19 protein-coding genes and 1 pseudogene are annotated in these 25426 nt (G+C 73.3%); 11 read left to right on the forward strand and 9 right to left on the reverse strand.

The window, feature by feature from the left end:
* Positions 1–4 precede the first annotated feature (4 nt).
* Positions 5–1105: a hypothetical protein gene (locus DFJ66_RS41465; RefSeq protein ID WP_121230231.1), complete on the reverse strand. Its 1101-nt coding sequence runs from the start codon at positions 1103–1105 to the stop codon at positions 5–7.
* 104 nt (positions 1106–1209) lie between these two features.
* Complete coding sequence (locus tag DFJ66_RS41470; protein ID WP_121230234.1) at positions 1210–1788, reverse strand: TetR/AcrR family transcriptional regulator; 579 nt, start codon at positions 1786–1788, stop codon at positions 1210–1212.
* A 121-nt stretch (positions 1789–1909) separates the two neighbouring features.
* Here DFJ66_RS41470 and DFJ66_RS41475 point away from each other — a divergent pair, with 121 nt between their 5' ends.
* Positions 1910–2551 (forward strand): peroxiredoxin-like family protein, encoded by a 642-nt coding sequence (locus DFJ66_RS41475; RefSeq protein WP_121230236.1) that lies wholly within the window; start codon positions 1910–1912, stop codon positions 2549–2551.
* 350 nt (positions 2552–2901) lie between these two features.
* Here DFJ66_RS41475 and DFJ66_RS41480 read toward each other — a convergent pair whose 3' ends face one another.
* From DFJ66_RS41480 to DFJ66_RS41490, 3 genes are all read right to left on the reverse strand, one after another.
* The gene (locus tag DFJ66_RS41480) at positions 2902–4668 is read right to left on the reverse strand and encodes a hydroxysqualene dehydroxylase (protein ID WP_211351496.1); all 1767 of its coding nucleotides are present in this window, start codon (positions 4666–4668) and stop codon (positions 2902–2904) included.
* A gap of 368 nt (positions 4669–5036) precedes the next feature.
* On the reverse strand, positions 5037–5516 hold the full coding sequence (locus tag DFJ66_RS41485) for a peptidase inhibitor family I36 protein (protein WP_121230238.1): 480 nt from the start codon (positions 5514–5516) through the stop codon (positions 5037–5039).
* 85 nt (positions 5517–5601) lie between these two features.
* Positions 5602–9732 carry an nSTAND1 domain-containing NTPase gene (locus DFJ66_RS41490; RefSeq protein ID WP_121230240.1) on the reverse strand — a complete coding sequence of 1377 codons (4131 nt, stop codon included), beginning with the start codon at positions 9730–9732 and terminating at the stop codon, positions 5602–5604.
* A 178-nt stretch (positions 9733–9910) separates the two neighbouring features.
* Between DFJ66_RS41490 and DFJ66_RS41495 the strand changes: the two genes are divergently transcribed.
* From DFJ66_RS41495 to DFJ66_RS41505, 3 genes are all read left to right on the forward strand, one after another.
* Positions 9911–11068, forward strand: coding sequence for a sugar ABC transporter substrate-binding protein (locus DFJ66_RS41495; protein ID WP_246030137.1), 1158 nt, complete (start codon positions 9911–9913; stop codon positions 11066–11068).
* 102 nt (positions 11069–11170) lie between these two features.
* On the forward strand, positions 11171–12400 hold the full coding sequence (locus DFJ66_RS41500; protein ID WP_121230242.1) for a cytochrome P450: 1230 nt from the start codon (positions 11171–11173) through the stop codon (positions 12398–12400).
* Positions 12401–12754: 354 nt separating this feature from the next.
* Positions 12755–13942, forward strand: coding sequence for a S1 family peptidase (locus DFJ66_RS41505; RefSeq protein ID WP_121230244.1), 1188 nt, complete (start codon positions 12755–12757; stop codon positions 13940–13942).
* Positions 13943–14224: 282 nt separating this feature from the next.
* Here the strand turns inward: DFJ66_RS41505 and DFJ66_RS41510 are convergent, their stop codons facing one another.
* Positions 14225–15325, reverse strand: a complete 1101-nt coding sequence (locus tag DFJ66_RS41510; RefSeq protein WP_121230246.1) for an FAD-dependent monooxygenase — start codon at positions 15323–15325, stop codon at positions 14225–14227.
* A gap of 93 nt (positions 15326–15418) precedes the next feature.
* Here DFJ66_RS41510 and DFJ66_RS41515 point away from each other — a divergent pair, with 93 nt between their 5' ends.
* Positions 15419–16039 (forward strand): TetR/AcrR family transcriptional regulator, encoded by a 621-nt coding sequence (locus DFJ66_RS41515; RefSeq protein ID WP_246030138.1) that lies wholly within the window; start codon positions 15419–15421, stop codon positions 16037–16039.
* Positions 16040–16069: 30 nt separating this feature from the next.
* Here the strand turns inward: DFJ66_RS41515 and DFJ66_RS41520 are convergent, their stop codons facing one another.
* Both DFJ66_RS41520 and DFJ66_RS41525 read right to left on the reverse strand, forming a co-directional pair.
* Entirely contained in the window at positions 16070–16507 is a 438-nt protein-coding gene (locus DFJ66_RS41520; protein WP_246030139.1) for a hypothetical protein, read from the reverse strand.
* A gap of 65 nt (positions 16508–16572) precedes the next feature.
* Positions 16573–17772 carry an MFS transporter gene (locus DFJ66_RS41525; RefSeq protein ID WP_246030140.1) on the reverse strand — a complete coding sequence of 400 codons (1200 nt, stop codon included), beginning with the start codon at positions 17770–17772 and terminating at the stop codon, positions 16573–16575.
* Between the two features lie 104 nt (positions 17773–17876).
* Between DFJ66_RS41525 and DFJ66_RS41530 the strand changes: the two genes are divergently transcribed.
* From DFJ66_RS41530 to DFJ66_RS44805, 6 genes and pseudogenes are all read left to right on the forward strand, one after another.
* Positions 17877–18713, forward strand: a complete 837-nt coding sequence (locus DFJ66_RS41530; protein WP_121232502.1) for a helix-turn-helix transcriptional regulator — start codon at positions 17877–17879, stop codon at positions 18711–18713.
* Positions 18714–18861: 148 nt separating this feature from the next.
* Positions 18862–22401: a hypothetical protein gene (locus DFJ66_RS41535; protein WP_121230252.1), complete on the forward strand. Its 3540-nt coding sequence runs from the start codon at positions 18862–18864 to the stop codon at positions 22399–22401.
* A gap of 54 nt (positions 22402–22455) precedes the next feature.
* The gene (locus tag DFJ66_RS41540; RefSeq protein ID WP_121230254.1) at positions 22456–23238 is read left to right on the forward strand and encodes an MOSC domain-containing protein; all 783 of its coding nucleotides are present in this window, start codon (positions 22456–22458) and stop codon (positions 23236–23238) included.
* Positions 23239–23259: 21 nt separating this feature from the next.
* Positions 23260–23433, forward strand: coding sequence for a hypothetical protein (locus tag DFJ66_RS43240; protein ID WP_170200051.1), 174 nt, complete (start codon positions 23260–23262; stop codon positions 23431–23433).
* 8 nt (positions 23434–23441) lie between these two features.
* Positions 23442–23666 (forward strand): annotated as a pseudogene (locus DFJ66_RS45545) (transposase); the annotation flags it as partial.
* Between the two features lie 16 nt (positions 23667–23682).
* The gene (locus DFJ66_RS44805; RefSeq protein WP_246030141.1) at positions 23683–23889 is read left to right on the forward strand and encodes a transposase; all 207 of its coding nucleotides are present in this window, start codon (positions 23683–23685) and stop codon (positions 23887–23889) included.
* Between the two features lie 11 nt (positions 23890–23900).
* On the opposite strand, the gene DFJ66_RS41550 is transcribed toward DFJ66_RS44805, so the two are convergent.
* Positions 23901–25343, reverse strand: a complete 1443-nt coding sequence (locus DFJ66_RS41550; RefSeq protein WP_121230258.1) for a flavin monoamine oxidase family protein — start codon at positions 25341–25343, stop codon at positions 23901–23903.
* Between the last annotated feature and the right edge of the window lie 83 nt (positions 25344–25426).

The raw sequence follows: 25426 nt of genomic DNA on the forward strand, positions 1-25426 counted from the left end.
CTCGTCAGCCGTTGGTCGCGATCGAGGCGCGGCAGCCGGAGCAGTAAGTGCCGGACCGGAAGTGCCGGCCGACCGCCCACGCCGTGGTCGTGCCCGGCACCTGCGCGATGCCGCGCAACGCCGTGTTCGCCAGTTCCGCGGAGACGGTCGCGGTCCGCCACGAGCCGTCGTACCGGGCCAGCAGCGGGGTCGCGTCCTGCCCGGCGCGGACCTCGCCGGCCAGCCACAAACCACCTCGGCCGTCGTCGGCGGCGGCGTTGACGCGCGTGGGCGCGGCCGTCACCGGCAGGGCCACCCGCTCCCAGGCGAGGCCGTTCCAGCGCAGCACCAGCGGTTGCGCGTCCGCCCGGCCGACCGCCCACACCTGCCGGTCGGTGACCACGACGTCGGTCAGCTCGACCTGGTTCGCGCCGAAGGTCGGGACGGGGACGCCGTTCCAGCCAGCACCGTTCCAGCGCCAGGACAGTCCGCGCGACGGCGCCCCGGCGAGCCCGCCGTCCGTGCCCACCGCCCAGATCTCCGCCGAGCCCGCCACCGCCTCGGCCCGCGCGTAGGTGCCGGCGGCCGGCAGGGCGAAGCGCTGCAACGCCGAGCCGTTCCACCGGTGCGCCACCGGACGTGCCTCCAGCCCCGAGCCCTCGCGGCCAACGGCCCACGCCGTCGTGTCGGACACCGCGACCACATCGCTCAACTGGCCGTCGTCACCGGACGGCACGGCCCCGATCGCCTTGGTCCACCCGCCTGCACGCACCATGAGCAGCGGCTTGGACACGCCGTTGACGTAGTCGTGCCCCGCCGCGAACACCCGGTCGCCGCGGGCGTGCACACCGCGCAGCGCGGAGAACGAGGTCGCGGGCAGGCCGCTCTCCCAGGCCCACGCGCTGCCGGTCCACCGCGCCACGACCACCCCGCCGCCGACCTCGCCGAACCCCACGGCGTACGCGGTGCCCGACGCCGTGGCCGTCACGTCGTCGAGCACGTACTCGATCCCCGACTCGGGCGCGGCGACCCGCTCCCACCCGCTCGCGTCGTCCGCCGCGGCCGTGCCCGCGGTCAGCACGACCAGCGCGCCCGCGGTCGCCGCCGTGCGCCACTTCGTGTTCACCCGACTACCTCCCGTCACCTGGTCGTAACAGAGTCTGGCGGTGCGCGGGCGGCGGAGGAGAGGGCGCGGCGGCGGCCGTAAGGGGCCTGTAATCACCGCGGGGATCAGCGTCGGGCGATCATGGCGATGGCCGCGTCCACGGTGGCGCGCAGGTGTTCGGCGTCCGCGCCGGCGCGGGAGCGCAGGTTCACGGCGTGGGCCAGGAGGGCGAGGACGGAGGCGGCGGCCTCGGGGTCGGTGTCGATCTGGCCGAGTCGCCGTGCCGTGTGGAGTGCTTGGCGCAGGGCGTTGTGCAGGCGCCGGTGCTGCCGGTCGAGGACCGCGCGCACCTCCGGGTCCTCGTTCTCCGCGCCCGCGTGGGCGTTGGAGATCAGGCAGCCCCAGCCCGCGTGCTCGCCGGAGGAGCGGACGTCGACCAGGCGGTGGAAGAAGTCGGTGACCGCCGGGAGGCCGCGGTCGTCCTGTTCGAGGGGGGCGAGCTGGGTGCGCTCGCGGGCGTACCGGTCGAGGGCGGCGCGGTAGAGGTCCTGCTTGCCGCCGAACGTCGAGTAGAGGCTGGACCGGTTGAGCCCGGTGGCGTCCACGATGTCCTGGATCCCGGTCGTGGCCACGCCCCGCTGCCAGAACAGCCGGACGACGGTGTCCAGCACGGCGTCCGGGTCGAAGTGCTTGACGTCCGGCATGCGCGGTCCCTCGCCATCTTGAACTGGGAGTTCCAAGATACCCCGCCGGCGGGGTTGACCTGGAGCACGCTCCAGCGGTTATCTTGAACCGAACGTTCCAAGATCTTGGAGAGGGTCATCCATGAGCGTCAACGCCGAACTGCGCGCGTTCTACGACAGCCGTCAGCAGCAGATCCCCGCGGACGTCCGCGCCGTCATGCAGCGAGCCGCCCGCGAGCTGGAGGAGGCCGACCTGAGGCCTCTCGCCGAGGGCGCGACGGCACCGTCCTTCGTCCTGCCCTCCGCCACCGGCGACCTCGTCTCGTCGGAGGACCTGCTGGCGGACGGCCCACTGGTGCTGACCTTCTACCGCGGCTCGTGGTGCCCGTACTGCAACATCGCCCTGCGCTCACTGGCACACCACCACGACGCCATCACCACCCGAGGCGCGCGGTTGGCGGCGGTGTCCCCGCAGGTGCCGGACGAGTCGCTGACGTTCGCGGAGAAGAACGAGCTGCCCTTCGCGGTCCTCAGCGACGTGGGCCTGGCCACCGCCAAGGCCTTCGGCCTGACCTTCGACCTGCCGGACGACCTGGCGGCGGTCTACGAGAACTTGGGCATCGACCTGCACCGCGCCAACGGCGGCCACGCGCGGACCCTGCCCATCCCGGCCACGTACGTGATCACCGGCGACCACACGATCCACTGGTCCTTCGCCGACACCGACTACACCCGCCGAGCAGAGCCAACCGACATCCTGGCCGCCCTCGACCGGCTCGCCTGACCCGGGCCGGCGCGGCGGCCGCCCCGCCGCAGGCGGGTTGCAGTGGGGCGCGCCGGGGGCGGCCTCCCGCCGCAGGCGGGTTGCAGTTGGGCCTGCCGGAGGCGGCCCTCGCCGAAGGCGGGCTGCAGTTGGGCTTGTGCAGGGGCGGCTTGGCGGGGGAGGCGGGCGGGGAAACGGGCCGAAAGCCACACCACCCGACCCGCCTCCCTACTCTTCCCCGGCCGCGCCCCGCTGCCCTGCAGGCCGCCCCTCGCCGCCGCCCCTCGCCGCCGCCGCCCAGTCCCGCTGCCCAGTCCCGCTGCCCAGCCCCGCCACAGTCGGCCCGTCCCAACCCCCTCCAGGTCACCGCCTCACAGCGGCGGCAGGACGTCGAAGGTGTTGGGCAGGCCCAGCCGGTAGTTCAGCAGGTCCTCCGTCTTCAGCAGTTCGAACTCCGGCACCCGGTGCAGCTCGTGCACCACCGCGCGGGGAGCGGGGGAGCCGGCCCGGTCCAGCAGGGCGTTCACCGCCAGGCGGGCCGAGCTGTTCGCCGACTCCATGCAGGCCGCGTTGAGCGGGGCGCGCACGTAGTCGCCGGCCAGGAACAGGTTGGGCACGGCGGTCCGGGCGGTGGGGCGGCGGTACCACGTGCCGACCGGTTGCACGACCAGCTCGTCGGCGTTGGTCGGGTTCGGGCCGCCCAGGCCGGTCAGGCCCGGGTCCAGGAACCACGTCACCAGGGACGACTCGTTCAGCACCGCGCGGCCGGAGTCGTTGAGGTGCTGCCGCAGCTGGGCCAACACCTCCTGGAGGATCTGCTCCGGCGTCAACTGCTTCGCCGGGCGGCCGAACAGGACTCCGGGCGCGTCCCAGTCGGAGATGATGACGGACACGCAGTCGGCGGCGGTCCCGTCGCCGTAGTCGGCGGGGAAGTCGCGGTCCGGCCAGAACCCGGCCTGGCTGATCGACGTCAGCGACCACGGGCTGTTCACGTAATAGGCGTGACCGTGCACGAGCGGCGTCGGTCGGTCGAAGTAGAGCATCAGCCCGGCCATCCACTGCGTTTCCAGCTTCGCGGCCTCGCGCAGTTGGGGATCGGCCGCCAGCAGGTCCTCGTTCCACACCCGCCGGGCGTGGTCGACGGGTAGCGCGCAGACGTAGTAGTCCGCCTCGACGCTGCCGACCCCGCCGTCCGGGTCGCGGACGCGCGCCGAGGCGATCCGGCCGCGGTCCACGACGAGGTCCTCGACCGACCACCCCAGGCGGAACTCGACGCCGAGGTCGCGCAGGTGCGCCTCCCACGGGTCGATCCACGCCTCGTTGGTCGGCAGGTCCAGCACCCGGTCCAGCGGCCCGTCCGCGCCCCGGCCGAGCAGGGTGAACAGCACGCGTTCGAACACCAGGCCGGCGACGTGCGCGCTGGCGTCCTCGGTCCGGGTCGACGACAGCACGAGCGTGGGGCCGTCGACGAAGATCCGCCGGTAGTCCTCCGACTTCCCGCGCGCCTGCAGGAAGTCCGGCCACGTCGTGTGCTCCCACTGGCCGAGGCGGCGTTGCTCGCAGCTGGTGAGGTAGACCATCATCCGCTGCGCGAAGACGGCGGCCTCGTGCGGCGGCAGGTGGAACGCGTTCTCGACGGCGGCCCGCACCTGGCGCAGCAGGACGTCCGGCGCCAACTGCGGCAGCAGGCCGTCCGGCAGCGCCATCGGGACGCGCAGGTCTTCCCGCCCGCCGGCGAACGACGTCAGGAGTTCGGTCGCCGGCACCAGGTTGTCGTGCACGCCGCCGGCGTTGCCCGGGAACGGGATCCGGCGCAGGGTGTCGGGGAGGTCCCGGTAGAACCCGAAGAACGTCCGGAAACCGTGCTCCGCCGGCAGGTCTCGCCGCCCGTCCCGTCCGGTGCCCGGCACGGGCATGCTGCGGCACTTGCCGCCCAACGCACGCCGCTCGTACAGGGTGACCGCGAACCCGCGCTCGGCCAGCTCGTGCGCCGCGGTCATCCCCGCGACCCCTCCTCCGAACACCGCGACCCTCGGGCCGGAGCTCCGCGCCGCCGCCACGCCGGGCAGCGCCAACCCCGCGACGCCGGCACCCGCGCCGGCCAGGAACGTCCGACGACCGAATCCCACCGCGTCCACGGCCAACGCCCCTCCCTCGGTGCGGCACCGACAACGCACCGTAGCGCGCACACCGCGCCCAACCCGGCCCGACGACCGCTGATCGGCACCGATCGGAGCCGGCCAATCACCCGGTCGTAGGAGGCGGGGCGCTTCGATCACCGGCTCGGGCCAAGTGCATCGCTCCGGCCCCCGGCTCGGGCCAGGCGCATCGGCTCCGGCCCCCGGCTCGGGTCGGGCACATCGGCTCCGGCCCCCGGCTCGGGTCGGGCACATCGGCTCCGGCCCCTCGGCGAAGCCGATGCGCGGTCCGCCGACCACCTCGACGCCCGGCGAGGGCCGCTGCCGGTCCACTCCCGGACGGCAGCGGCCCTCGCTCGGTCATCCGATCAGCAGTCGAAGCCCGGGACCCACCTGTGGGAACGCACGACGTAGTAGACCGGCGGGACCCAGTCGACGCCTTGGCCCACCCAGTACACGGGATCGGTGTAGTTGGCGCCCTGGTAGAGGCACACGCCGGCGTAGCTCGAGTTGGTGCCGTGGTTGTAGATGGCCTTCACCGTGGTGGACGACGACCAGGAGCACACGACCGGCGTGTACCACCAGTCGTTGTCGCGGTTGAACCAGGAGCACCGGCTGCGGCTGCCGTCCGTGACGGGCCAGACGCACAGGTAGCCCGAGGAGCAGGAGAGGGCCTGGGTGGTGAAGTCGGAGCGCACGGTCCCCGCGTCGACGGGAGTGGCGGTCTTGCCGTCGGCGGAGAAGATGATGGCGTCCGGTCTGGCGTGGTCGGTCGGGGTGGCGCTCGCCGTCGTGGTGCCCAGCAGGGCCATCAGGGCGGCGGCGATCAACAGCAGTGCTCGTGTCACTTCTTCCCCCTCGTCAGGGATCGGTTCCGGTCGGCGAGGAGGTTGGCCGGTCGCCGTTCAACGCGCGTATATCCGCTGGTAGCGGTCACGAGCACCGGCGTTCGGGACCGGCGCCGGCCACGTGGTCGCGCCGCTCGGCGTCGGTCAGCTCGCGCCCGACCTCGGCGCAGATCCGCGCGCGGGCCTCCGGTTCCGACAGCGCCCAGCGGATGATCCGGCTGTCGTCGCCGCCCGACAGCAGCGACCCGTCGGGCAGGAAGGCGAGCGCGCGGACCGGGCCGGTGTGGCCGGTCAGCTTGGCGTGCCGGGTGCCGGTCGCCGCGTCCCACACCTCGACGGTGCCGTCGTCGCACACCGCCGCGAGGCGCTTGTCGTCCCGGGCGAACGCGACCACGTTCGCCGCGGCGACCGGGCAGCTCGTGCTCAGCAGCGGGGTGCCGGTGCGGGCGTCCCACACCCGGACCGTGCGGTCGCCGCCGGCGGTGGCGAGCCGGGTGCCGTCCGCGTTGGCGACCAGGTCGCGGATCGAGCCCTGACCGGTCGGGACGCGGCCGACCTCGGCGTCGGCTCCGAGGTCCCACAGCAGCGCGGTGCCGGCGGGGTCGGCGGAGGCGAGCACGCCGTCCGCGGTGACGGCGAGCATCGTGGTGGCGCTGGGCCGGGACACCCGCAGCGGCGCCAGGTCCGGCACGGTGAACCGGAACCGGATCGACCCGGCGACCACCACCGACCGGCCGTCGCGCGCGAACACGACATCGGTCGACGCGCCCATGCCCTCGTACCGGGTCGCGGCGACCCGCCTGCCGGTGGCCACGTCCCAGACCGCGAGCACGTGGTTGCGGCCGACGCCGGCCACCAGGGTGCCGTCCGGGCTGAAGGCGACGGCCTCGACGCGGTCCACCGCCGGGTCCACACCCGCGTCCAGCAGGGCCAACGGCGTCCCGTCCGCGCGCCACAGCCGCACGGTCCGGTCGTACCCGCCGCTCGCGACCACCGCGCCGGACGGGGACACGGCCAGCGAGCTGACGGCGTCCCCGTGACCGGAGAAGCGCGGCACGGCGTCGCGGCGCACCACCACCGTGCGGCCCACGCCGACCGACACCAGGGTCGTGCCGTCCTCGGCGAGCTCCAGCGCCCGCGCCTCCGCGCGGCCCCGGTCGGGGTAGGCCGCCAGGACGGAGCCGCGCCGGAGGTCCCACACGGTGACCAGGCCGTTCTCGTCGACCACCGCGACCCGGTCGCCCACCGGCGGCGAGACGTCCCACGCCAGCGGGGCCCGCGCGGGCAGTTCCGCGACCCGCTCGACCGCGGTACCGGTCCACCGCCACGCTCGGACCCGCTGGGTGGGCGAGGAGGTCACCAGGGTGTCGGCGTGCGCGTCGAACGCGACGAAGTTCGCCTCACCGGTGTCCACCGCCGCCACCCGCGCGCCCGTCGCCAGGTCCCACACGGTCGGCGCCACGCCGCGGTGGGCCGCGACCAGGTGGGTCGCCGAAGGGTTGATCGTCAGCGACACCGCCGGTTTGCCCGCCCCGGCGAGGACACGGCTGGTCCCGTCACGGGTGTCCCACACCTCGATGGCACCGTCCGCCCGGCCCACGGCGAGGAGACGACCACCCGGGTCCACGGCCAGCGCCGCCGTGATCGCGTCGAACCGCCGCTGGAACACGGCTTTCCCGGTGGCGACGTCCCAGACCACCACCGATCCCGCCGCCGGGCCGACCGCGGGCAGCCGGGCGAGCGAGGCCAGCCGGGTGCCGCCCGCCGTGAACGCCACGCGCCGCGTCTCGGCGTCCGGCAGCACGGCGCTGTGGTCGGTGAACCGGGCCGTGACCGACCGGGACCCCAAGTCCCACAAGGACACCGTGCCGTCGGCGTCGGCCGTGGCGACCGTCCGCCCGGCGGGGTCGACGGCGACACCGGACACCGGGCTGCCGCCGGCGTTCAGGTCGATGCGCCTGCGGGCCGCCGCCGCCGTGCTGAGCAACGCGCCCCGGGTGTCCGGATCGGGGTGCAGGGCGTGCGCCTCGACCGCGAGGAGACCGGCCAGGTCGGGCGCGGTGTCCAGCATCCCGGTGGCCGACCCCGCGACCCGGTGCGCCAACTCGACCGCACGACCCCGGCCGGCCTCGCTTCCCTGCCAGACCGCGACCGCGGTGGCGACCAGCGCGCCGACGAGCACCACGGCCAACGCGGCGACCAGCCGCTGGAGGGTTCGGGTGCGCCGCCGCGCACCGCGCAACTCCTGGTCGGCACGGGCCTGGCCGGCGTGGAGGAACGCCCGCTCGGTCTCGTTGCACTCGGCACCGCGCCGCTGCGCCCACGCGGTCGCGGTGAGCAGCTGACCGCCCCGGTACAGGGCGTCGGGGTCCTCGTCCAGGTCGCGCCAGGTCTGGGCGGCGGCCGTGAGCCTGCGGTGCACGAGCAGGTCGGCCCGGTCCTCCGACAGCCAGCGGCGCAGCCGGGGCCACGCCCGGATGACGGCCTCGTGGGCGAGGTCGATGGTGGTTCCGTCGATCACCACCAGCCGCTCCTCGACCAGCCGGTCGAGCACCTCGGCGACCACGCCGGGGTCGGCCACGCCGTCGAACTCCGAGCGCGCGATCGGGCGGCGTGTGTCGTCGGTGCCGTCGCCCAGCGCGGTCAACCGCACGAGCAGCAGCCGCAGCACCGTCTTCTCCTCGGCGGTGAACTGCTCGTAGACCCGTTCGGCCGTGTGCGCGACCGCGCCGAGCACGCCGCCGGTCGCCCGGTAGGCCTCGATGGTCAGGCCGTCGCCGGTGCGGTTGCGCCAGGTCTGCCGCATCGCGTGGGAGAGCAGCGGCAGTGAACCGGGTTCGGAGCCGAGGTCGGCGAGGAGGGTGGCGAGGAGGTCGGGGTCGACGGTCGCGCCCGCCTGCTGGGCGGGGAGGGTGATGATCTCGCGCAGTTCGGCGGGGGACGGCGGACCCATGATCACGGTGCCGTCGTCGCCGAGCGCGTCGAGCACGGCCGGGTGGTGGCTCAGTTGGGGGAGGAAGTCCGCGCGCATCCCGAACACCACCACCAGTCGTCCCTGTGCGGCCACGGCCGTGGTGACGAGGTGGTCGAGGAAGCGCGCGCGTTCGTCGGCGTCGGCGCAGAGCGTGAACAGTTCTTCGGCTTGGTCGAGCACCAGCACCAGCCGGCCGTCCTCCGCGTCCAGCTCGAGCGGGCAGGCCTCGGCCAACGCGCGCTCCGGGTGCGCGGTGGGTGTGAGGACGACCGCACGCACCCGCCGGTCGTCGGCGAGCCGAGCGACCAACCCGGCCCGCAGCAACGACGACTTGCCGCTGCCCGACGCGCCCAACACCGCCACGACGGGCTTCCGCTCGACCATCGCCGTCACGCGCGCGACGAGATCGTCACGCCCGAAGAACAACGCCCGGTGCTCGGGTTGGTAGGGAATCAATCCCAGGTACGGGTTGGCCGCGGCCGGCCGCTCCCGCCGCTGCGCCGCACGCCCCAGGTCCCGCCCCCGCAGCACCGCTTCGTGCAACTCCCGCAGTTCCGCGCCCGGCTCCAACCCGAGCTCGGCCACCAACTCCCGACGAACCCGCTCGTAGACCTCCAACGCGTCGGCCCGCCGCCCCGACCGGTACAGGGCCGTCATCAACTGCGCGTGCAACCGCTCCCGAAACCGGTGCCGAGCCGACAGCTCGGTCAACTCGACGACAACGTCGGCGAACCGCCCCGCGGCCAGCTCGGCGTCCACCCACGACTCGGTGGCCCGCAGCCGCGCCTCCTCCAACGACATCGCCACCGGCCGCACCGTCGGCAGATCGGCCAACTCCCCGTACGCCGGCCCCCGCCACAACCCCAACGCCTCGTCAAGCACCCGCCGCGCCCGCTCGGAGTCCCCGCCCGCCAGCGCCGCCACCCCGCTGTCCACCAACTCGGCGAACCGCGCGGCATCGAGCTCCCCGGCCTCCACCCGCACGGCGTAACCCCCGGGATGCCGGACAACCCGGTCCTTCTCACCGAGCGCCCGCCGCAACTGGTGCACGTAGAGCCGCACGTTGTCGGCGGCGGAGGCGGGCGGCACGTCCCACAAGGCCTCGATCAGCCGGTCGGTGGAGACGGGGACGTTGGGACTGCCGAGCAAGGTCGCCAACAACAGCCGCAACTTGGGCGACGCAAGCCCGATCTCGCCCCCACCAGCACCGACCGCCAACGGCCCAAGCACCCGAAAACGCACAGCGGGCCAACCTACTGCCCAACCCCACCACCCCGGGCGCTTTCAGCCGGCATGCACTCGACGGGTCCAGCCGAGTGTCAGCGGAACCACACAGCACGGACTTCTGCGGGATCATTCCGTCGTGCGCGGTGGCCGGAGAGGTAGCGCCCACGAGGATCCGCGCGGTGGTGCGGATCGGGTGGGTGCTGTTGTGCAGCGGGCGCGGGTGGAGGCTTCGGGGGCGGTCTTCCAGGCCGGGCGGGACATCACCGTTCAGCACCACGTCTACCCGAAGGCGCGCTTACCGGTGCGTCTGGGCGCGTGGGTGCTCGCCTTGTCGGCGGGCCTCGGGGTGGTGGTCGGAGCCGGGTTGCTGATCCGCAGCGGGGTGTTGCTGCGGTCGGTGCCCGCGTGGACGGTCCTCGTCGTCGGTGCTCTCGCCGCCTTGGTGCTGCCCCTGCGGGGGCGGCGCGCAACCACGCGGCGGGCGTTCCTGGTGACGTCCGCGTTCAGCGACAAGTACTGGCTGGCGGGGTTCGTCCAGCGGCTGCACGGCGCGCTCGACCGCAGCGGGATCGACCTGGTGCTCAAAGTGCCCGACCGGGACTACGACGCCGCCGCGCAGGCGCACCACCTGCGCCGGGTCCTGACCGCCAAGCGCGAGTTCATCGGCGGCGTCGTCCTCGCGGCGGAGGTGCGGCGGATGCGGCAGGACCTGGTCGAGTTCTGCGACGAGTTGGCGATCCCGGTGGTGTTCACCGACCTGGACCCGTTCGAGGACGAAGACCGCTACCCGGAGAACGCCGCGTTCGTCGGCTACCTCAGCGCCGACATCGGCACCCTGGCCGGCCAGTGGCTCGCGGCTCGGCTGCGAGCCGCGCAGGGGAGGCCGCACGTGTTGATCGTGGCCGGCCAGGAGCACCAGGACCGGCAAATGCGGTGTGCGCACGTCCTGCGGGACAGCATCCCCGACGTCGAGATCACCATCAACGACAGTTGCGCCTTCCACCGCACGAAGGCGTACGAAGCGGTCCAGTCGCACGTCCGGATGCTCGACAGGACGAACGGTCGCCTGGACGCCGTCTTCTGCACCAACGACGAGATGGCCCTCGGCGCGGTCGAGGCGCTGCGCGCCACCACTTCGCCGTCCACCGCCGCCACGGTGGTGATCGGTGTCGACGGGGTCCGGGAGGCTCGGGCCCTGATCGGCGCCGGCACGAGTCCGTTGCGGGCGACGGTGGTCCAGGACGCGCACCACCTCGCCGAGAACGCCGTCCACGTGCTGGAACGGATGCACAACGGCCGCCAGGTGCCCAAGCGCACCGTCCTCCGCCCCGAGGTCTACCAAGCCGAGTGACCCTGAGGGGATGCCCTCGCGGTTACCCGGTCGTTCCCCCCACGGCCCGACCCTGTTGCGCAAGGGGGATCGGAGTGGGGGTCTGTGGTGAGGGAGCGAGTGATGACCGAGTTGGTCCAAGGCCCGACCGGAAGCGGAGTCGGGGTTGTGCGGGCGTTTCCGATGCGGCGGGGCGGGTGTCCGTTCGACGTGCCGGCCGAGTACGGGACCCTGCGGTCGGCGGAGCCGGTGTCGCGGGCGCTGTTGCGGGACGGGAGCACCGTCTGGTTGGTCGCCCGGCACGCCGACGTGCAGGCGGGGCTGGTGGACGAGCGGATCAGTTGTGACGGCAGTACCCCGGGCATACCGATGCCGGGCGGTTCCGGTGTGGACCCGGTGGGTAGACGGTCCTCGTTCGTCCGGATGGACCCGCCCGAGCACGACGTCCACCGCAAGCTCCTCGCCCCCGACTTCACAATGCGCAAGGCGCGTGCCCTGCGCCCGTGGATCCAAGGAGTCGTGGACAGCGCGCTGGACGACCTGGCCGGCAGCGGTCAGCCGGCGGACCTCGTGCGGCTGCTCGCGATGCCGGTACCGTCCACAGTGGTCTGTCACGTCCTCGGCGTGCCCCACTCCGACCACGAGTTCTTCCAGTCGCGCGCGGCGGTGATGCTCGACCGGGGCAGCAGCCGGGACGACCTCCGGAACGCGGTCGTCGAACTGCGCACGTACATGATCGGACTGCTACAGGACAAGCGCGCCAACCCCGGCGACGACGTCCTCACCAAGCTCGCCCACGCCCCCGCCGACCTCGGCCTGACCGACGACGACCTCGCCGGCGCGGCGCAGAGCGTCCTCAACGCCTCGCACGAGGCGACCGTGAACATGATCGCCCTCGGCACGCTCGCGCTCACCGAGAACCCGCACGCGCTGGCCGAGCTGAAGGCGGACCGGAACCTGTGGCCGGCGGCGGTGGACGAACTGCTGCGCTACCTGGGCATCGGGGACCTGCTCTCGCCGCGGATCGCCAAGGAGGACCTCGACATCGCCGGGCAGCGGATCGCGGCGGGGGAGGGCCTGTACTTCCTGACCGGGTCGGCCAACCGGGACGAGGAGGTCTACGCCGACCCGGCCGCGTTCGACCTCCACCGCCCGCACCGCGGGCACCTGGCCTTCGGCTACGGCCTGCACCAGTGCCTCGGCCAGAACCTGGCCCGGGTCGAGCTGGAGGTCGTGTTCGAGAGCCTGTTCCGGCGCTTCCCCGACCTGCGCCCCGCCGTGCCGGTCGACGAACTGTCCTACAAGCACGACAGCGCGCTTTTCGGCGTGCACGAACTGCCCGTGGTCTGGTAGCCCGAACGTCGAGGTTCCGTCGCATATTCCGGCCTCGGTTGGAGTTGCGAACCGCTCCGGTGGAATTGCACAGAAACGCACATGTCCTTTTGTGGACTGCGGGAATCCGCAGGCAGTGTGGCCTGGCCGGAGGGTGTGCCGTCAATTCCCGCGATCGCCGTATGGCAAGCCGACGCGCCGCGGAGGTAACGTCCGTGCTCCGGATCCGCATCCGGAAGACGACCCCCTGAAAAGACGCGCGGTCTGGTGTGCTGCCGCAGCACTCACCAGAGCGGTGTCGCCGTGCGACCGCACGGCCGGTGGAGTCGTCGCGTTCCATTCCGACCATCCTGCTGCGTTGGAAAGGTGCCGCACGTGAAAACATCCGCGTACCGGCTGGCCGGCGTTCTCGCGCTGACCGCCGCCGTGGTGGGGGCTTCCCTGCAGCCCGCCTCCGCCGAGGGCGACGCCGCCGTCCTCACCTCGACCCCGTCCCCGTTGTCCACCTCCGCGTCCTCCGCGCCCAAGGTCAGCGCCGGCCTGTCCGAAGCGCTGCGCCGCGACCTCGGCCTGACCGCCGAGCAGGCGGCCGACCGCCTGGCCCGCGAGGAAACCGCCCGCGCCACCGAGGCACGCGTCCGCGACGTGCTCGGCTCGTCGTACGGCGGCAGCTTCTTCGACGAGCGTGACGGCGCGCTCGTCGCCCTCACCACCGACCCCGTCAAGGCCGCGACGGTGTCGACCAAGGACGTCCGGACCCGGGTCGTGCGGTACAGCGCCGCCGAGCTGGACTCGGTCAAGACCGGCATCGACGCCCTCGCCGGACGGCACGCGCCGGACGCCGTCAACGGCTGGTACGTCGACGTGCGCACCAACAGCGTCGTGATCACCGTCAACAAGAACAAGCTCGACGCCACCGCCCGCGACTTCGTCGCCAAGGCCCGCGCGGGCCGGGAGCACGTGCGCGTGGTGGAGGAGACCGCTTCGCCCCGCCCGTTGGCCGACGTGGTCGGCGGCTGGCCGTACTACATCAACTTCGGCGGCCGGTGCTCGGTCGGGTTCTCCGTCTACGGCGGCTTCGTCAGCGCCGGCCACTGCGGCCGGGCCGGCGACACCGTCTCCGACCACAACGGCGTCGTCACCGGCACCTTCGCGGCCTCGACGTTCCCCTACTACGACTACTCGTGGGTGCGCACCAACGCCGGCGTGACGCTGTGGGGCTACGTCGAGGGCTACAACGGCTACTGGTACTACGTCCGCGGCTCCGCCCAGGCGGCCGTCGGCTCCGGCATCTGCCGTTCGGGCTCCACGACCGGCATGCGCTGCGGCACCATCCTGGCCCGCAACCAGACCGTCAACTACCCGCAGGGCACGGTCTACGGCCTGACCCGCACCAACGTGTGCGCCGAGCCCGGCGACTCCGGCGGCTCCTGGATCAGCGCGAACCAGGCCCAGGGCGTCACCTCCGGCGGCTCGGGCAACTGCACCAGCGGCGGCACCACCTACTACCAGGAGGTCAACCCGATCCTGTCGGCCTACGGCCTGACCCTCATCCTGTCCTGAGTCCCACCGGTGACACCGGCGCACCCGCCGCGGTGCGCCGGTGTTCCGCTCGCGGCCAGGCCGAGGAGGCGGCTCGTGGGCGGGCGGCGTGGGCGGTAGGCGGCTGGCTCGGCCGGCTCGGGCGGGTGGCGGCGCGGGCGGCCAGTGGTGCGGGCGGTAAGCGGCCGGCTCGGGCGGGCGGTAAGCGGGCGGCTCGGCCGGGCGGTGGTGCGGGCGGTAGGCGGCCGGCTCGGGCGGGCGGTGGTGCGGGCGGTAAGCGGCCGGCGGTGAACTCGTGGTGGTTCACCGGGTGCCGGGTCGGAGGCGGGCCGCGAGGTTGCGGGTGGCCAGGCCGAGTCGGGTCTTGGGGACCAGCAGGGCCGCGGATCGCTTGAGGCCGCGTTGTTTCGGCGTGACGCGGGCGCGGTGGACGCTCTCGTACCGGCCGAACCCGGCGGTGTGGTCCGAGGGGTGGTCGGCGAGCGCGGTCGCCAGGGTGTGCGCGCCCGCGATGGCGAGGCTGGAGCCGTCGCCCAGCAGCGACACGCAGGAGGCGGCGTCGCCGAGCAGTGCGATGCGGCCGGTCGACCACGCCGGGAGGTCGACGACGCTGACCGCGTCGAAGAAGACGTCCTCGGCGGCCTGGAACCGTTGGAGCAGTTGCGGAACACGCCACCCCAGGTCCGAGTACGCCTGCGTGACGATCCGCTTGTGGGCGTCGGTGTCGCGGTGGTCGACGCCGGTGGCCGTACCGCGGAAGATGAACGCGAGCAGTGCCTCGTCGCGGCCGGGGTGGATGGAGACCAAGCGGCCCGGGGTGTTCTGGATCAGCACCTCCCGCGGGTGGTCGACGCGTTCGCCGAGCGGTGTCGTGGCCACGTGGAGGCCGGCGTGGCGGACGAAGTCGCGCTCGGGCCCGAAGGCGAGGCGGCGGACGGTGGAGTGGAGCCCGTCCGCGCCGATCACCAGGTCGAAGCGGCGCGGTCCGGCGCGGTCGAACGCGACCTCGACGCCGCCGTCGTCCTGGTGCAGCCCGGTGATCGTGTCGTCGAAGAGGAACTCGGCGTCGTGCCGCGCCGCCTCGTGCAGGACGGCGGCGAGGTCGGCGCGCGGCACCTCCACCTCGCCGCCCCCGGCCGCGGGCATCCCGACGGAGGCCACCCGGCGGCCGGCGGCGTCGAGCAACCGCATGGTCGTCGTCCGGGTGGCGACTTCGCGCAGGCGTGGCAGCACGCCCATCGCCTCGACCACCGGCAGGGCCGGGCCGCGCACGTCGACGGGGTTCCCGCTGGAACGCAGGCCCGGAGAGCGCTCCACCACCGTGGGTTCGTACCCGTGGCGGGCGAGCCAGTAGGCGAGGGTCGAGCCGGCCACGCCGGCGCCGGAGATCAGCACGTTCGTCATGCCGGCGACCGTATCAGCACTGAGTGCAAAACTGCAACGAGTGCTGATTTGCAGTGGATGCTGGTCTGCGGTGAGTGCCGTATGCTGTCGCGCATGTCCCTTCGTGACCGCAAGCGAGCCCGCACGCGCCAAGCGCTGGTCGACGCGGCGACGGAGTTGTTCGCCAGCAAGGGCTACGACGAGACGACGATCGCGGACATCGCGGCGGCGGCCGAGATCGGCACCCGGACGTTCTTCGCCTACTTCGCCAGCAAGGAAGAGCTGCTGTTCCCGGACTCCGACGCGCGCGTGCAGGCGACCCTCGACGCCATCGCCACGCGCACCCCGGACGAGGGCCCGACGGAGGTCCTGGCGCGCGCCCTGGTCGGGGCGGCCGAGATCAGCGACGACATGGTCAGCCGGCTGGCGGTGCTGCGGACCCGCCTGATGCGGACCGTGCCCGCCGTGCGCGGACGCGCGCTGCAGGTCCAACTCGACGCCCAGCACCAGATCGCCCGACACCTGGCGGAGGCGTTCCCCGACCGACTCGACCACGTCGGCGCGGCGGCGCTCACGGGCGCGTTCGTCGGCGCGATCAGCGGTGCCCTGCAAGCCCTGTTGGACGGAGCCGATCAGCCCGCCGACCCGACCACGCTCCACACCGCGATCCGCACGGCCACCGACGTCGCCCTCACCCCGTGGCGTGAACACCTGGCGCGACAACCCGCTCGGTGACGGGGAGCAGGCTGCGAGCGGGCGCACACGTCAGCGTTGCCGGAAACGGCCGAACCAGGCGTCCCGGCACGCCTCCTGTTCGGCGATCGTGCCGAGCAGCTCCACCGGCGCGTCGGCCAGGGTTTCCACGAGGTCGGATGCGGTCGCCTTCTCGCCCGGCCGCATGACGTAGGCCTGGAGTCCGCCGCTCATGTCGCGGGTCATCCCGCTCGGCCACACGTCCCGGCGCGCGCCCTGCACCGCCACCGCGTGCCCGGTCGGTTCCAACTGGCGGCGCAGGCGCGCCAACGCCTCGAACACGTCCGATGCGGTGGCGGTGAACAGGTCGCCTCGCAACACCAGTTCGATCCGGTACCGGGGGCGCGGGCCGTCGTACCCGTCCAGGAAGGCGCGCAGTGGTGCCTGCACCTCCTCGCCCTCCCGCACGACGAGCACTTCTCGATCCGCCACGACCTTCGGGTACACCACAGCAAGATCCAACCAGACGGAGACCCGCCGAGGCTGCCCCGGTCCGGACACCGCCGGGAGGCAACTCAGCGCCCGGGTGCCGGTGTCGGGACGTGGGCGGGTTCCGGGGTGCCGCGCACGGTGCCGTGGCCTGCCACCAGGGCGACGACCGTCTGGGCCGCCGCGGTCACGACCATCAGCCCGATCGGGACCCGCCACCCGTCGCTCACGGTGTGCAGCAAGCCGAAGACCACCGGGCCGATGGCGGCCGGCAGGTAGCCGATGGACTGCGACATCGCCGACAGCGCGCCGGCCCCGGGTGCGTTCTCCGCGCGCAGGCTGATGAACGCCAGTGCCAGCACGAGGCACGCCCCGCCGCCCAGCCCGAGGACGACGCTCCACAGCAACGCCCGCCCTGGCGCGACGAACAGCCCGACGTACCCGACGAGCATGATCGCCGAGCAGGCCGCCGCCAGTGCGCGCTGGTCGCGGGCCCACCGCAGCGCGCCCGGCACGGTGAGGCTGGTCCCCACGGCCACCACTTGGAACAGGAACAACAACCACCCCGCCGCGGCCGGGCTCACGCCGTTGTCCTGGAAGACCTGCGGCAACCACGTCACCACGACGTAGAAGCCCAGCGACTGCAACCCCATGAACGCCGTGACCGCCCACGCCAGCCCGGAACCCCACGGCAGCCGGTGGCGCACGGCCCGCGCCTCCCGCCGGGGCGCCCGCATCCGCGGGATCCACAGCAGGACCGCGACCAGCGCGAAGAACACCCAGCCGCCCAACGCGGTGCGCCAACCGCCCGGGGCGACCTGGCTGATCGGGACCGCCACCCCGGAGGCGATCGCGGCCACACCTCCCATCACGGTGGCGTACGCGCTGGTCAACACGCCCACCTTGGTGGGGAAGTCGCGCTTGATCAGGGCCGGCAGCAGCACGTTGCCCACCGCGATGCCCGCGCCGATCAGCACCGTCCCGCCGAACAACCCGACCGACGCCGGGACCCAGCGGACCGCGATGCCCAGCGCCAGCACCACCACGGCGCCGCCGAGCAGCCGTTCGGCGCCCCAGCGCGCGGCGAGTCGGGGCACCACCGGCGACAGCGCCACGAAGGCCAGCAGCGGCAGGGTGTTGAGCAAGCCCGCCACGGCCGGGGCCAGACCCAGGTCGGCCTGCACCTGGTCGAGCAGCGGCCCGACGCCGGTTAGGCTCGCACGCAGGTTCGCCGCCACCACGAGCAGCCCCCACACCACCAACGCCCGAGTCGACGTGTTCTCCACGCCCACCACCATCAAGGCCCGTGGCCCCCGACAGCCAGGCCGCGCTCAGGCTGGTCCTCGCAGGGCCACCCTCGAACCCCGAACGCGGCGGTAGCCTGGCGGGCGTGGGGACGCCGCTGGGGAGTTTCATCCGGGCGAAGCGCGACAGCACCCAACCGCACGCACTGGGCCTGCCCGACCACGGCCGCCGCCGGTCGCCGGGCCTGCGCAGGCTCGACCTGGCCACGCGAGCGGGCATCAGCGTGGAGTACCTGACCCGCATCGAGCAGGGCCGTGACCGCAACCCGTCGCCGGAGGTCGTCGACGCCCTGGCCGACGCGCTGTGCCTGGACGCCGCGGAGCGCAACCACCTGCGCTACCTGGCCAAGATCACCGGCGACGAGTGCACCGTGCAGATCCGCCCGGTGCCGCCGACGCGCCGCGTCCGCCCGTCGGCGCTGCGGACGCTGCACCTGCTGGAGCCCGGCGTGGCCATGATCGGCAACCGGTTGGGCGACGTGCTGGCCCACACCGACGCCTTCCGCTCGGTGGCCACCGGCACCGGCCTGCTCGACGCCCCGCACCCCAACCTCAACCACTACGCGTTCACCGACCCGAGGTCGCGGTCGTTCTTCGTGGACTGGGACGACATCGCCGACGAACTGGCCTTCGACCTGTGGCGCGCGCCGTCGCTGGAGAACCTGGAGTGGCTCACGGCGGGCCTGACCCCGGTGGCGGGCGAGGACTTCACCCGCCGCCTGAACCGCCACGTGGTGCCCCGCCGCGGCGTCCTGCGCCTCAACCACCCCAGCGGCCACCACCTCCGCCTGCACCGCGAGACCTTCGAACTGGCGGAGGACGCGCAACAACTCGTGGTCTTCCTCCCTGCCGACGATCGGACGGCCGAAGCGGTCGACCACCTCCACCGCCGGTCCCACGGCGGGCTGCGCTCCATCTCCTGACCCGCCCCACGGCTGCGGCCTCCGCCGCCCTGACCGCGGGCCGCCCGGTGCTCACCCGCTTCGGGCCCGGTCCCCGAGCCCCTGCGGCACCCTGGACGGCTCCGGGTGGCGGACGGCCACCGGCACCGACTCGTGGGTGGGGGTGCACATGCCTGACGACGCGTCGACCCTGTACGGCCGGGACTCGGCGGTCGCGCTGGTCCGGGAGTTCGCGACGCGGCCGGAGCCCGACGGGTACCCGACGACCCGCCGCACCCCGGTCCTGATCTTCACCGGGCCCAAGGGCTGCGGGAAGACCGCGCTGCTGGACGACCTGGAGCGCCGGATGCGGGACCACGTCCCCCACGCCCGGATCAACTGCGCCGACGAGCGCGACGAGACCGCGTGGAAGGTGCTGTCGCGGCTCGCCTTCGACCTCAACCGCACCGCCGCCGGCTACCGGTCGATCCCGTTCCCCCGCTTCGTCACCGCCCAGGTGGCCATCGCCGCGCAGCTCGACGGGCCCGGCCCGGTCGCGCAGGCCCGCATCCGGCAGGCCGTGGAGAGCACCCGGAACGTGGACCGGCTGCGGGCCTTCCTGAGCGACCTGGGCCAGGAGGTAGCCGGTGCGGTGCCGGTGGTGGGCGGCGTGCCCGGGGTCGCGGTGCTGGCCCGGTACGCGCCCAACCTCCTCCTCGACGGCCTGGTGTCGTGGCGGCGCGGGCGGCGGGTGGTGCTGGGCGAGGGGCTGGAGTGGTACGGCGACCACCCCTACGACGAACTGGTCCAGCTCAACCTCGACGTGCAGGGCGACCGCAAGGCGGCCACCGAGCTGCTGTGGTCGGCGTTCCTGGCCGACCTGCGGGCCGCGTTCGCCCGCGGCCGGGGTGCGCGCTCCTGGTCGCTGAACCCCGTGGTGCTGCTGGACGACATCGACACCAAGCCCGGCCGCCTGCTCTACCGGGCGCTGGTCGACGCCCGCCGCCGCGAGCCCGACCCGCTGACCGTGGTGGCCACCAGCGCGGGCGGGGTGGTGCGGCACGTGGCGCCGGACGGGGAGGTCCCGTTCGCCGAGGAGGCGGGCTACGCCGACTACCTCGAACGCCGGCAGGGCGAGTACGAGAGCGACTCCTACCCGGTGGCGTTGCGCGACCTGACCCTGGACGAGGTCAAGGACATGGTGTCCGACGTCGCCGGTCCCCGCCTAGCCGGGCACCGCGCGGTCGCCGCCCGCGTGTACCGCTTCACCCGCGGCCACCCCGCCGCCACGGCGGTGGTCGTGAAGGCCGTCGGCGACCACGGGGAGACGTCGGTCAAGCGGCTGCTCGACGCGCCGTGGCGGGGCCCGGTCGACAAGGACCCGGTCACGGTGGGGGAGCGGCTGCTGCGCGAACTGCTCGGCACGCCGGCGGACGCGTCCCCGGCCACGGCAGAGAAGCGCGCAGCCGCGGACGCGTCCCCAGGGGCGGCAGAGAAGCGCGCCGCCGCGCTGGAGACCCGCGCCAAGGCCTTGGAGCCCTGCGCCGCCGCGCGGGACGTCGAGCAGGCCGCCGAGTTGGCGGGCAGCGGCTTGGTCCCGGTGCGCGGCGGCGCGGGTCTCGTGCCCGACGCCCTCCAGGTCCACGACCCCGACACCGGCCGGATGGTGCTGGTCCCGGCGTTGCGGTACCTGCTGCTGCGCCGCCTCGCCGCCGACCCCGAGCGGTGGACGGCGGTGCACACCTGGTTGCGCGACCACGGGAGGGCCGCCGACCGCGACTACCACGCGCTGGCGCTGCGGGACGTCGACGCGGTGGTCCGCGAGCTGGTGGAGCTCCTGCCCGACGCACGGGCGTGGCTGACCGCACTGGAGTCCGTCACCGCCGCGCCCAACGACCTCGACACCGACGAGGCCGACCCCGACCGGGTGCTCGCGGCGACCGTTCGCCCCGACCAGACCGCGCCCGATCACCCCGACCGCGCGCCGGCCGCGACCGGGCACCCCACCCCGGCGGCGGAGCCCGCCCGGTCGATCGGCCGCGTGCTGGCGGCGTTGTGGATCGCCAACGACCCGCTGTCCGACGCGGACCGCCCGGAACTGTGGAGCAGCGCCGCGCTGGACCTCAGGGAGCTGGCGAAGCAGCCGGGCGTGGCGCGCAACGAGTTCCTCCAAGCCGCCAAGCGGTGGGAGGCCCGCGCCGAGGAGGGGGACACGCCCGTGTCGAGCCGGGGCGTGCGCCGGCAGGCGGCGGCCCGGCCGGCTGAGCCGGTCGACTTCACCCCGCCGACGCCCGCCCGCGCGCTGCGCCGGGCACGCGTCCGGGTGGCGGTGCTCGTGGCGGTGCTCGTGCTGGTCGTGGGGTCTCTGGTCGTCGTCGGGGTGGACCTCGTGTCCCGGTGCGGCGAGGGCGTGCGGGAGCGGGGTGGCGAGTGCGTCGGCGTGACCGACGGCTCGTACGTCTTCCACGACAGCCTGGCCGACGTGCAGCGGCGGATCGTGGCCGAGAACGAGCGCGTCGCGGGGCAACCGCACGTCACCGTCGCCATGCTGACCCCGTTGCTGCCCAACGACGTCGGCAGCGTGACCTGGCAGCGGGTCCGGGCGCAGCTGGAGGGCGCGCACGCCGCCCAGCTCGCGGCCAACGAGGACAAGCAGGAGCCGAAGATCAGGCTGCTGCTCGCCAACCCCGGCAGCACCGAGCAGGAGTGGCGGCGGGTGGTGGACCAGCTGGTCGACCTCGCCGACGAGCAGCGGCTGGTCGGCGTGATCGGGGTCGGGCAGAGCACCGTCAACGCCCGGCACGCGGCGAGCGCGCTGGCGGAGGCCGGCATCCCGATGGTCGCCTCGGTGGTGACCGCCACCGGGTTCCAGGTCGAGCCGGGCGAGCCACCCCGGTACCTCAAGGGTTTCGCGCGGGTCAGCTCCACCACCGGCACCCAGATCGCGGTGCTCGCGGAGTACCTGGCCGGGCAGGGTCTCGGGCGGGCCATGCTCGTCTACGACGTCAACGAGGACGACCTCTACACCTCCACGCTCTACCGGGAGTTCAAGGACGCCTCGGCCCGCGGCACGCTGTCGATCACCGTCGAGAACCGCTTCGACACCGAGGCGACGCTGGGCAACCAGTTCAAGCAGATCACCAGGGACCTCTGCGGCGACGGCGCGCCCAGCACCGTCCTGTACGCGGGCCGCGCGGTGCTCCTGGACGACCTGATCGACAACCTGAAGAACCGCAGCTGCGCCCGCGACCGCTTGGTCACGCTGGTCACCGGTTCCGACGCCTCGATGCTGCGCACCCGCCCGGAACTGCAACCCCGGCCGGACCAGGCGCCCCTGGCCGTCGTCTACACCCCGCACGTCGACCCGCAGGCGGCACGGGAGATGGGCATCACGGAGTTCGCCGCGCTCACCGCCCGGTTCGAGCGCCTGGGCTTCGACCCCACCGACCTCGCCGACGGGTGGGGCGTGATGATGCACGACGCCATGCTCGCGATCTGGGACGTGATCAGCCGCGCGTCCGTGGGCCTGAAGCCGGGCGACCTGCCGACCCGGCTGGACGTCCGCGCCGAACTGGCCCGCTCCGACCGCGACCGCAACCAGGTGCGCGGCGCGGGCGGCCCGTTCACCCTGGACGCCACCACCGGCAACGCGGTGGGCCGGCGGTTGCCGGTCATCGAACTGGGTCCGACCGGCACGTTCGCGGTGAAAGCCGTCTTCCCCGCCCGCTGACACCCGTTTGCGAAACCTTTTCCCGTGTCCGCGGGTGGGAGGTACTTTGGTGGCATGGCAACGGTTTCCGCGCTGACGTCGTACCCCGTCAAGGGATGTGCCGGGATCGCCGTCGACCGGGCCGAGATCACCCCGACCGGGCTGGCCCACGACCGGTTGTTCGCGGTGGTCGGCTCGGACGGGGGTTGCCTCTGGCAGGGCGACACCCCGCGGCTGGCCGCGATCCGCGTCCGGGTGCTCGACGGCGGCGCGCGGTTGGCGTTGAGCGCTCTCGAGGCGGGCGAGGTGGTCGTGGAGGTGGTGACCGCCGGGGCGGAACGACCGGTGGACGTGGAGAAGTGGCCGGGGATCGGGATCGACCAGGGTGACGAGGTGGCGGGGTGGCTGTCGGAAGTGCTCGCCCGGCCGGCCCGCCTGGTGCGCGAGCCCGACCGGGCCCGGCGGGACGGGACGGACCCGACCGCGGTGCACGTGGTCTCGGTGTCCTCGTTGGACGGTCTGAACGCGCGGATCGAGGCCCGCGGCGAGGACCCCCTGCCGATGGACCGCTTCCGGCCCAACATCGTGATCAGCGGCTGGCCGGAACCGCACACCGAAGACCGGGTGGGCCGAATGGCGATCGGCCGCGCCGAGATCGGGTTCGGTGAGCTCGCCATCCGGTGCGTGGTCACCCGCGTCGACCAGACGACCGGAGTGCGGATGGGACTGGAGCCGCTGCGCACCCTGGCCGACTACCGCCGTGAGGCCACGGGTGTCAGCTTCGGCTTGAAGGCGGCCGTGCTGGCACCCGGCGAGGTCGCGGTGGGCGACACCGTCCACGTCACCGCGTGGCGATGAGGGCTAGGGCGCGTCTGATAGTTGCTGGAGCATGTGCAGGTCCGCGACGACGCCGTCGGCGCGGTGGAGTGGACCGTGAGCGTGGACTCCACCGTGGTGCGGGCGCACCAGCACGCCGCCGGCGCGGCGAAAAGGGGGCTGCGCCGGCCGCTGCTGCGGCCCGTGAGGCACTCGGCCGCTCCCGCGGACGATTGAGCACCAAGGTGCACCTGGCCTGCGACGAACGCGGGCGGCCACTGCCGATCGTGCTCACCCCCGGCCAGGCGGGCGATGCACCGCGCTTCGACGAGGTGATGGCCGGCATCCGCTGCCGCACCCGGTCCGGACGTATCCGTACCCGTCCGGACCGGGTGCTCGCCGACAAGGCCTACGACTCCCGCGCGATCCGCGGGCATCTGCGCCGACGAGGCATCACCGCCACGATCCCGCAGGCCGCCCGACCGGGTGCGCAACCGACTGGCCAAAGGCAGCCGCGGCGGACGGCCACCGGCCTTCGCCCCCGACGTCTACCGCGGCCGCAACACCGTCGAACGCTGCATCAACCGGCTCAAACAGTGGCGCAGCCTCGCCACCCGCTACGACAAGACCGCCCACTCCTACCTGGCCGCCCTCGCCATCGCCAGCCTGATAATCTGGCTCGCCACCGAATAACCAGACACGCTCTAGTCCTTCACCGGTAGTTCGTCGCGCAGACCGGTGTGGATGGCGAAGGCGTTCTTGATCGCGGCCTTGATCGAGCCCTCTGCCCAGCGGCGGTGGCGGCGGTCGCAGGCGTCGTTGGCGAACCAGACACGGCCCACCGGGCGGATCACGTCCTCGTAGAACGACTCGCTCATCTCGTAGGCGCGGAAGAGGGGGCCGATGCCGCAGGCGAACCAGTCCAGCGCCCAGTCGTGGTAGACGCCGAACTCGAAGGTCTCCCGGGCCTCGGGGTGGATCTTCGAGAGGTCTTCCAGCGCCTGCATCACGCACTCCTCACCCGCCAGCGGCGTGTAGGGCATGCTGTCCTGCTCCCAGCAGTAGGAGGCGATCATCACCCCCTTGCCGTACCGGCGGTCCTGGCCCGCCGGCGGGTAGACGACGTTGCGGATCGCCAGGTCGGTGACGGTGGTGCCGTGGGTGATGCCGTACCGCGTTTCCCACCAGCGGTCGCTGAACTGCATGAACAGCTTGTGCGCCCGCCCGTAGTAGGTGTTGCGGATGGCGTACCACTTGTCCGGGTCCAGGCCCGAGATCTCCATGTGCCGCAGGCCGGCGAACGGCACGGTCACGACGCACTCGTCCGCCGTGGTCGTCCGCGTCTCGCGGCCCACCCGGTAGTGCACCCGCACGTCCGACTCGGACTGGTCGACGCCCTGCACCACCGCCCCGAAGCGGATGTCGTCCATCAGGTACGGCTCGAACGCGCGCGGCAGCGCGTCCGCGCCGGCCGGGAGGTAGACCAGGTCGCCGAAGACGTCCTCGTAGTAGTGCGCGAACCACTCCAGCAGCGAGAAGTGGTACCGGCCCTCCAGGTTGAACAACGGCCCGAGCATGGCCAGCGCGCCGTCGCTCGCCCCGCGCTCCTTGAGGAACCCCAGCAGGGTGTACCGGTCGAACTCGCCGAGCAGCCGGTGCCACGCCCGCTCCGGCTCGTCGCCCTCGACCACCTCCACCAGCGGGTGCACGATGTGCCGCAGCAGCTCGTGCGGTGTCTTGTCCTTCTCGTCGGGGGCGAGGTCGAACCGGAAGGACGAGGCGTCGAACTCGCTGCGCCGCACGCCCTTGCCCTGGAGGAAGACGAACGTGTCCTCGTCGTACATCGGGAACGGCGCGGTCTCCAGCCCGAACTTGTCCACGATCAGGTGCTGCACCAGCGGGTGCTGCCGGGGGAAGCGCATCGCGCCGAACTCCCCGTACATGTCGCCGGAGAAGTCCCGGTGGGTCAGGATGCGCCCGCCCAGCCGGTTCTGCCCCTCCAGCACGACCACGTCGTGGCCCGCGTCCTTGAGCAGCAGGGCGGTGGTCAGGCCCGCCATCCCCGCCCCCACGACGACGACCCGACGACGGGGCGCGCGGCTGTCCGGGAGGCCGTCGCGGAGCAGGCTCAAGGCGTCGAAGTCCATGACCGCACTCCTTCGTGCGAGGGCTGGGGATGCCTCGAAGCTACCGACCGCGTGGTCCGGCGACCATTACCCGAAGGTGTAGA

This window comes from Saccharothrix variisporea, assembly GCF_003634995.1.
GTDB classification, from domain to species: domain Bacteria; phylum Actinomycetota; class Actinomycetes; order Mycobacteriales; family Pseudonocardiaceae; genus Actinosynnema; species Actinosynnema variisporeum.

Bases quoted from the DNA above. Each gene is read 5' to 3' on its own strand.
- DFJ66_RS41535 (WP_121230252.1), top strand. From the start codon at position 18,862: ATGCCTGACGACGCGTCGACCCTGTACGGCCGGGACTCGGCGGTCGCG.
- DFJ66_RS41510 (WP_121230246.1), bottom strand. From the start codon at position 15,325: ATGACGAACGTGCTGATCTCCGGCGCCGGCGTGGCCGGCTCGACCCTC.
- DFJ66_RS41500 (WP_121230242.1), top strand. From the start codon at position 11,171: ATGACCGAGTTGGTCCAAGGCCCGACCGGAAGCGGAGTCGGGGTTGTG.
- DFJ66_RS41470 (WP_121230234.1), bottom strand. From the start codon at position 1,788: ATGCCGGACGTCAAGCACTTCGACCCGGACGCCGTGCTGGACACCGTC.
- DFJ66_RS41515 (WP_246030138.1), top strand. From the start codon at position 15,419: ATGTCCCTTCGTGACCGCAAGCGAGCCCGCACGCGCCAAGCGCTGGTC.
- DFJ66_RS41475 (WP_121230236.1), top strand. From the start codon at position 1,910: ATGAGCGTCAACGCCGAACTGCGCGCGTTCTACGACAGCCGTCAGCAG.
- DFJ66_RS41550 (WP_121230258.1), bottom strand. From the start codon at position 25,343: ATGGACTTCGACGCCTTGAGCCTGCTCCGCGACGGCCTCCCGGACAGC.
- DFJ66_RS41540 (WP_121230254.1), top strand. From the start codon at position 22,456: ATGGCAACGGTTTCCGCGCTGACGTCGTACCCCGTCAAGGGATGTGCC.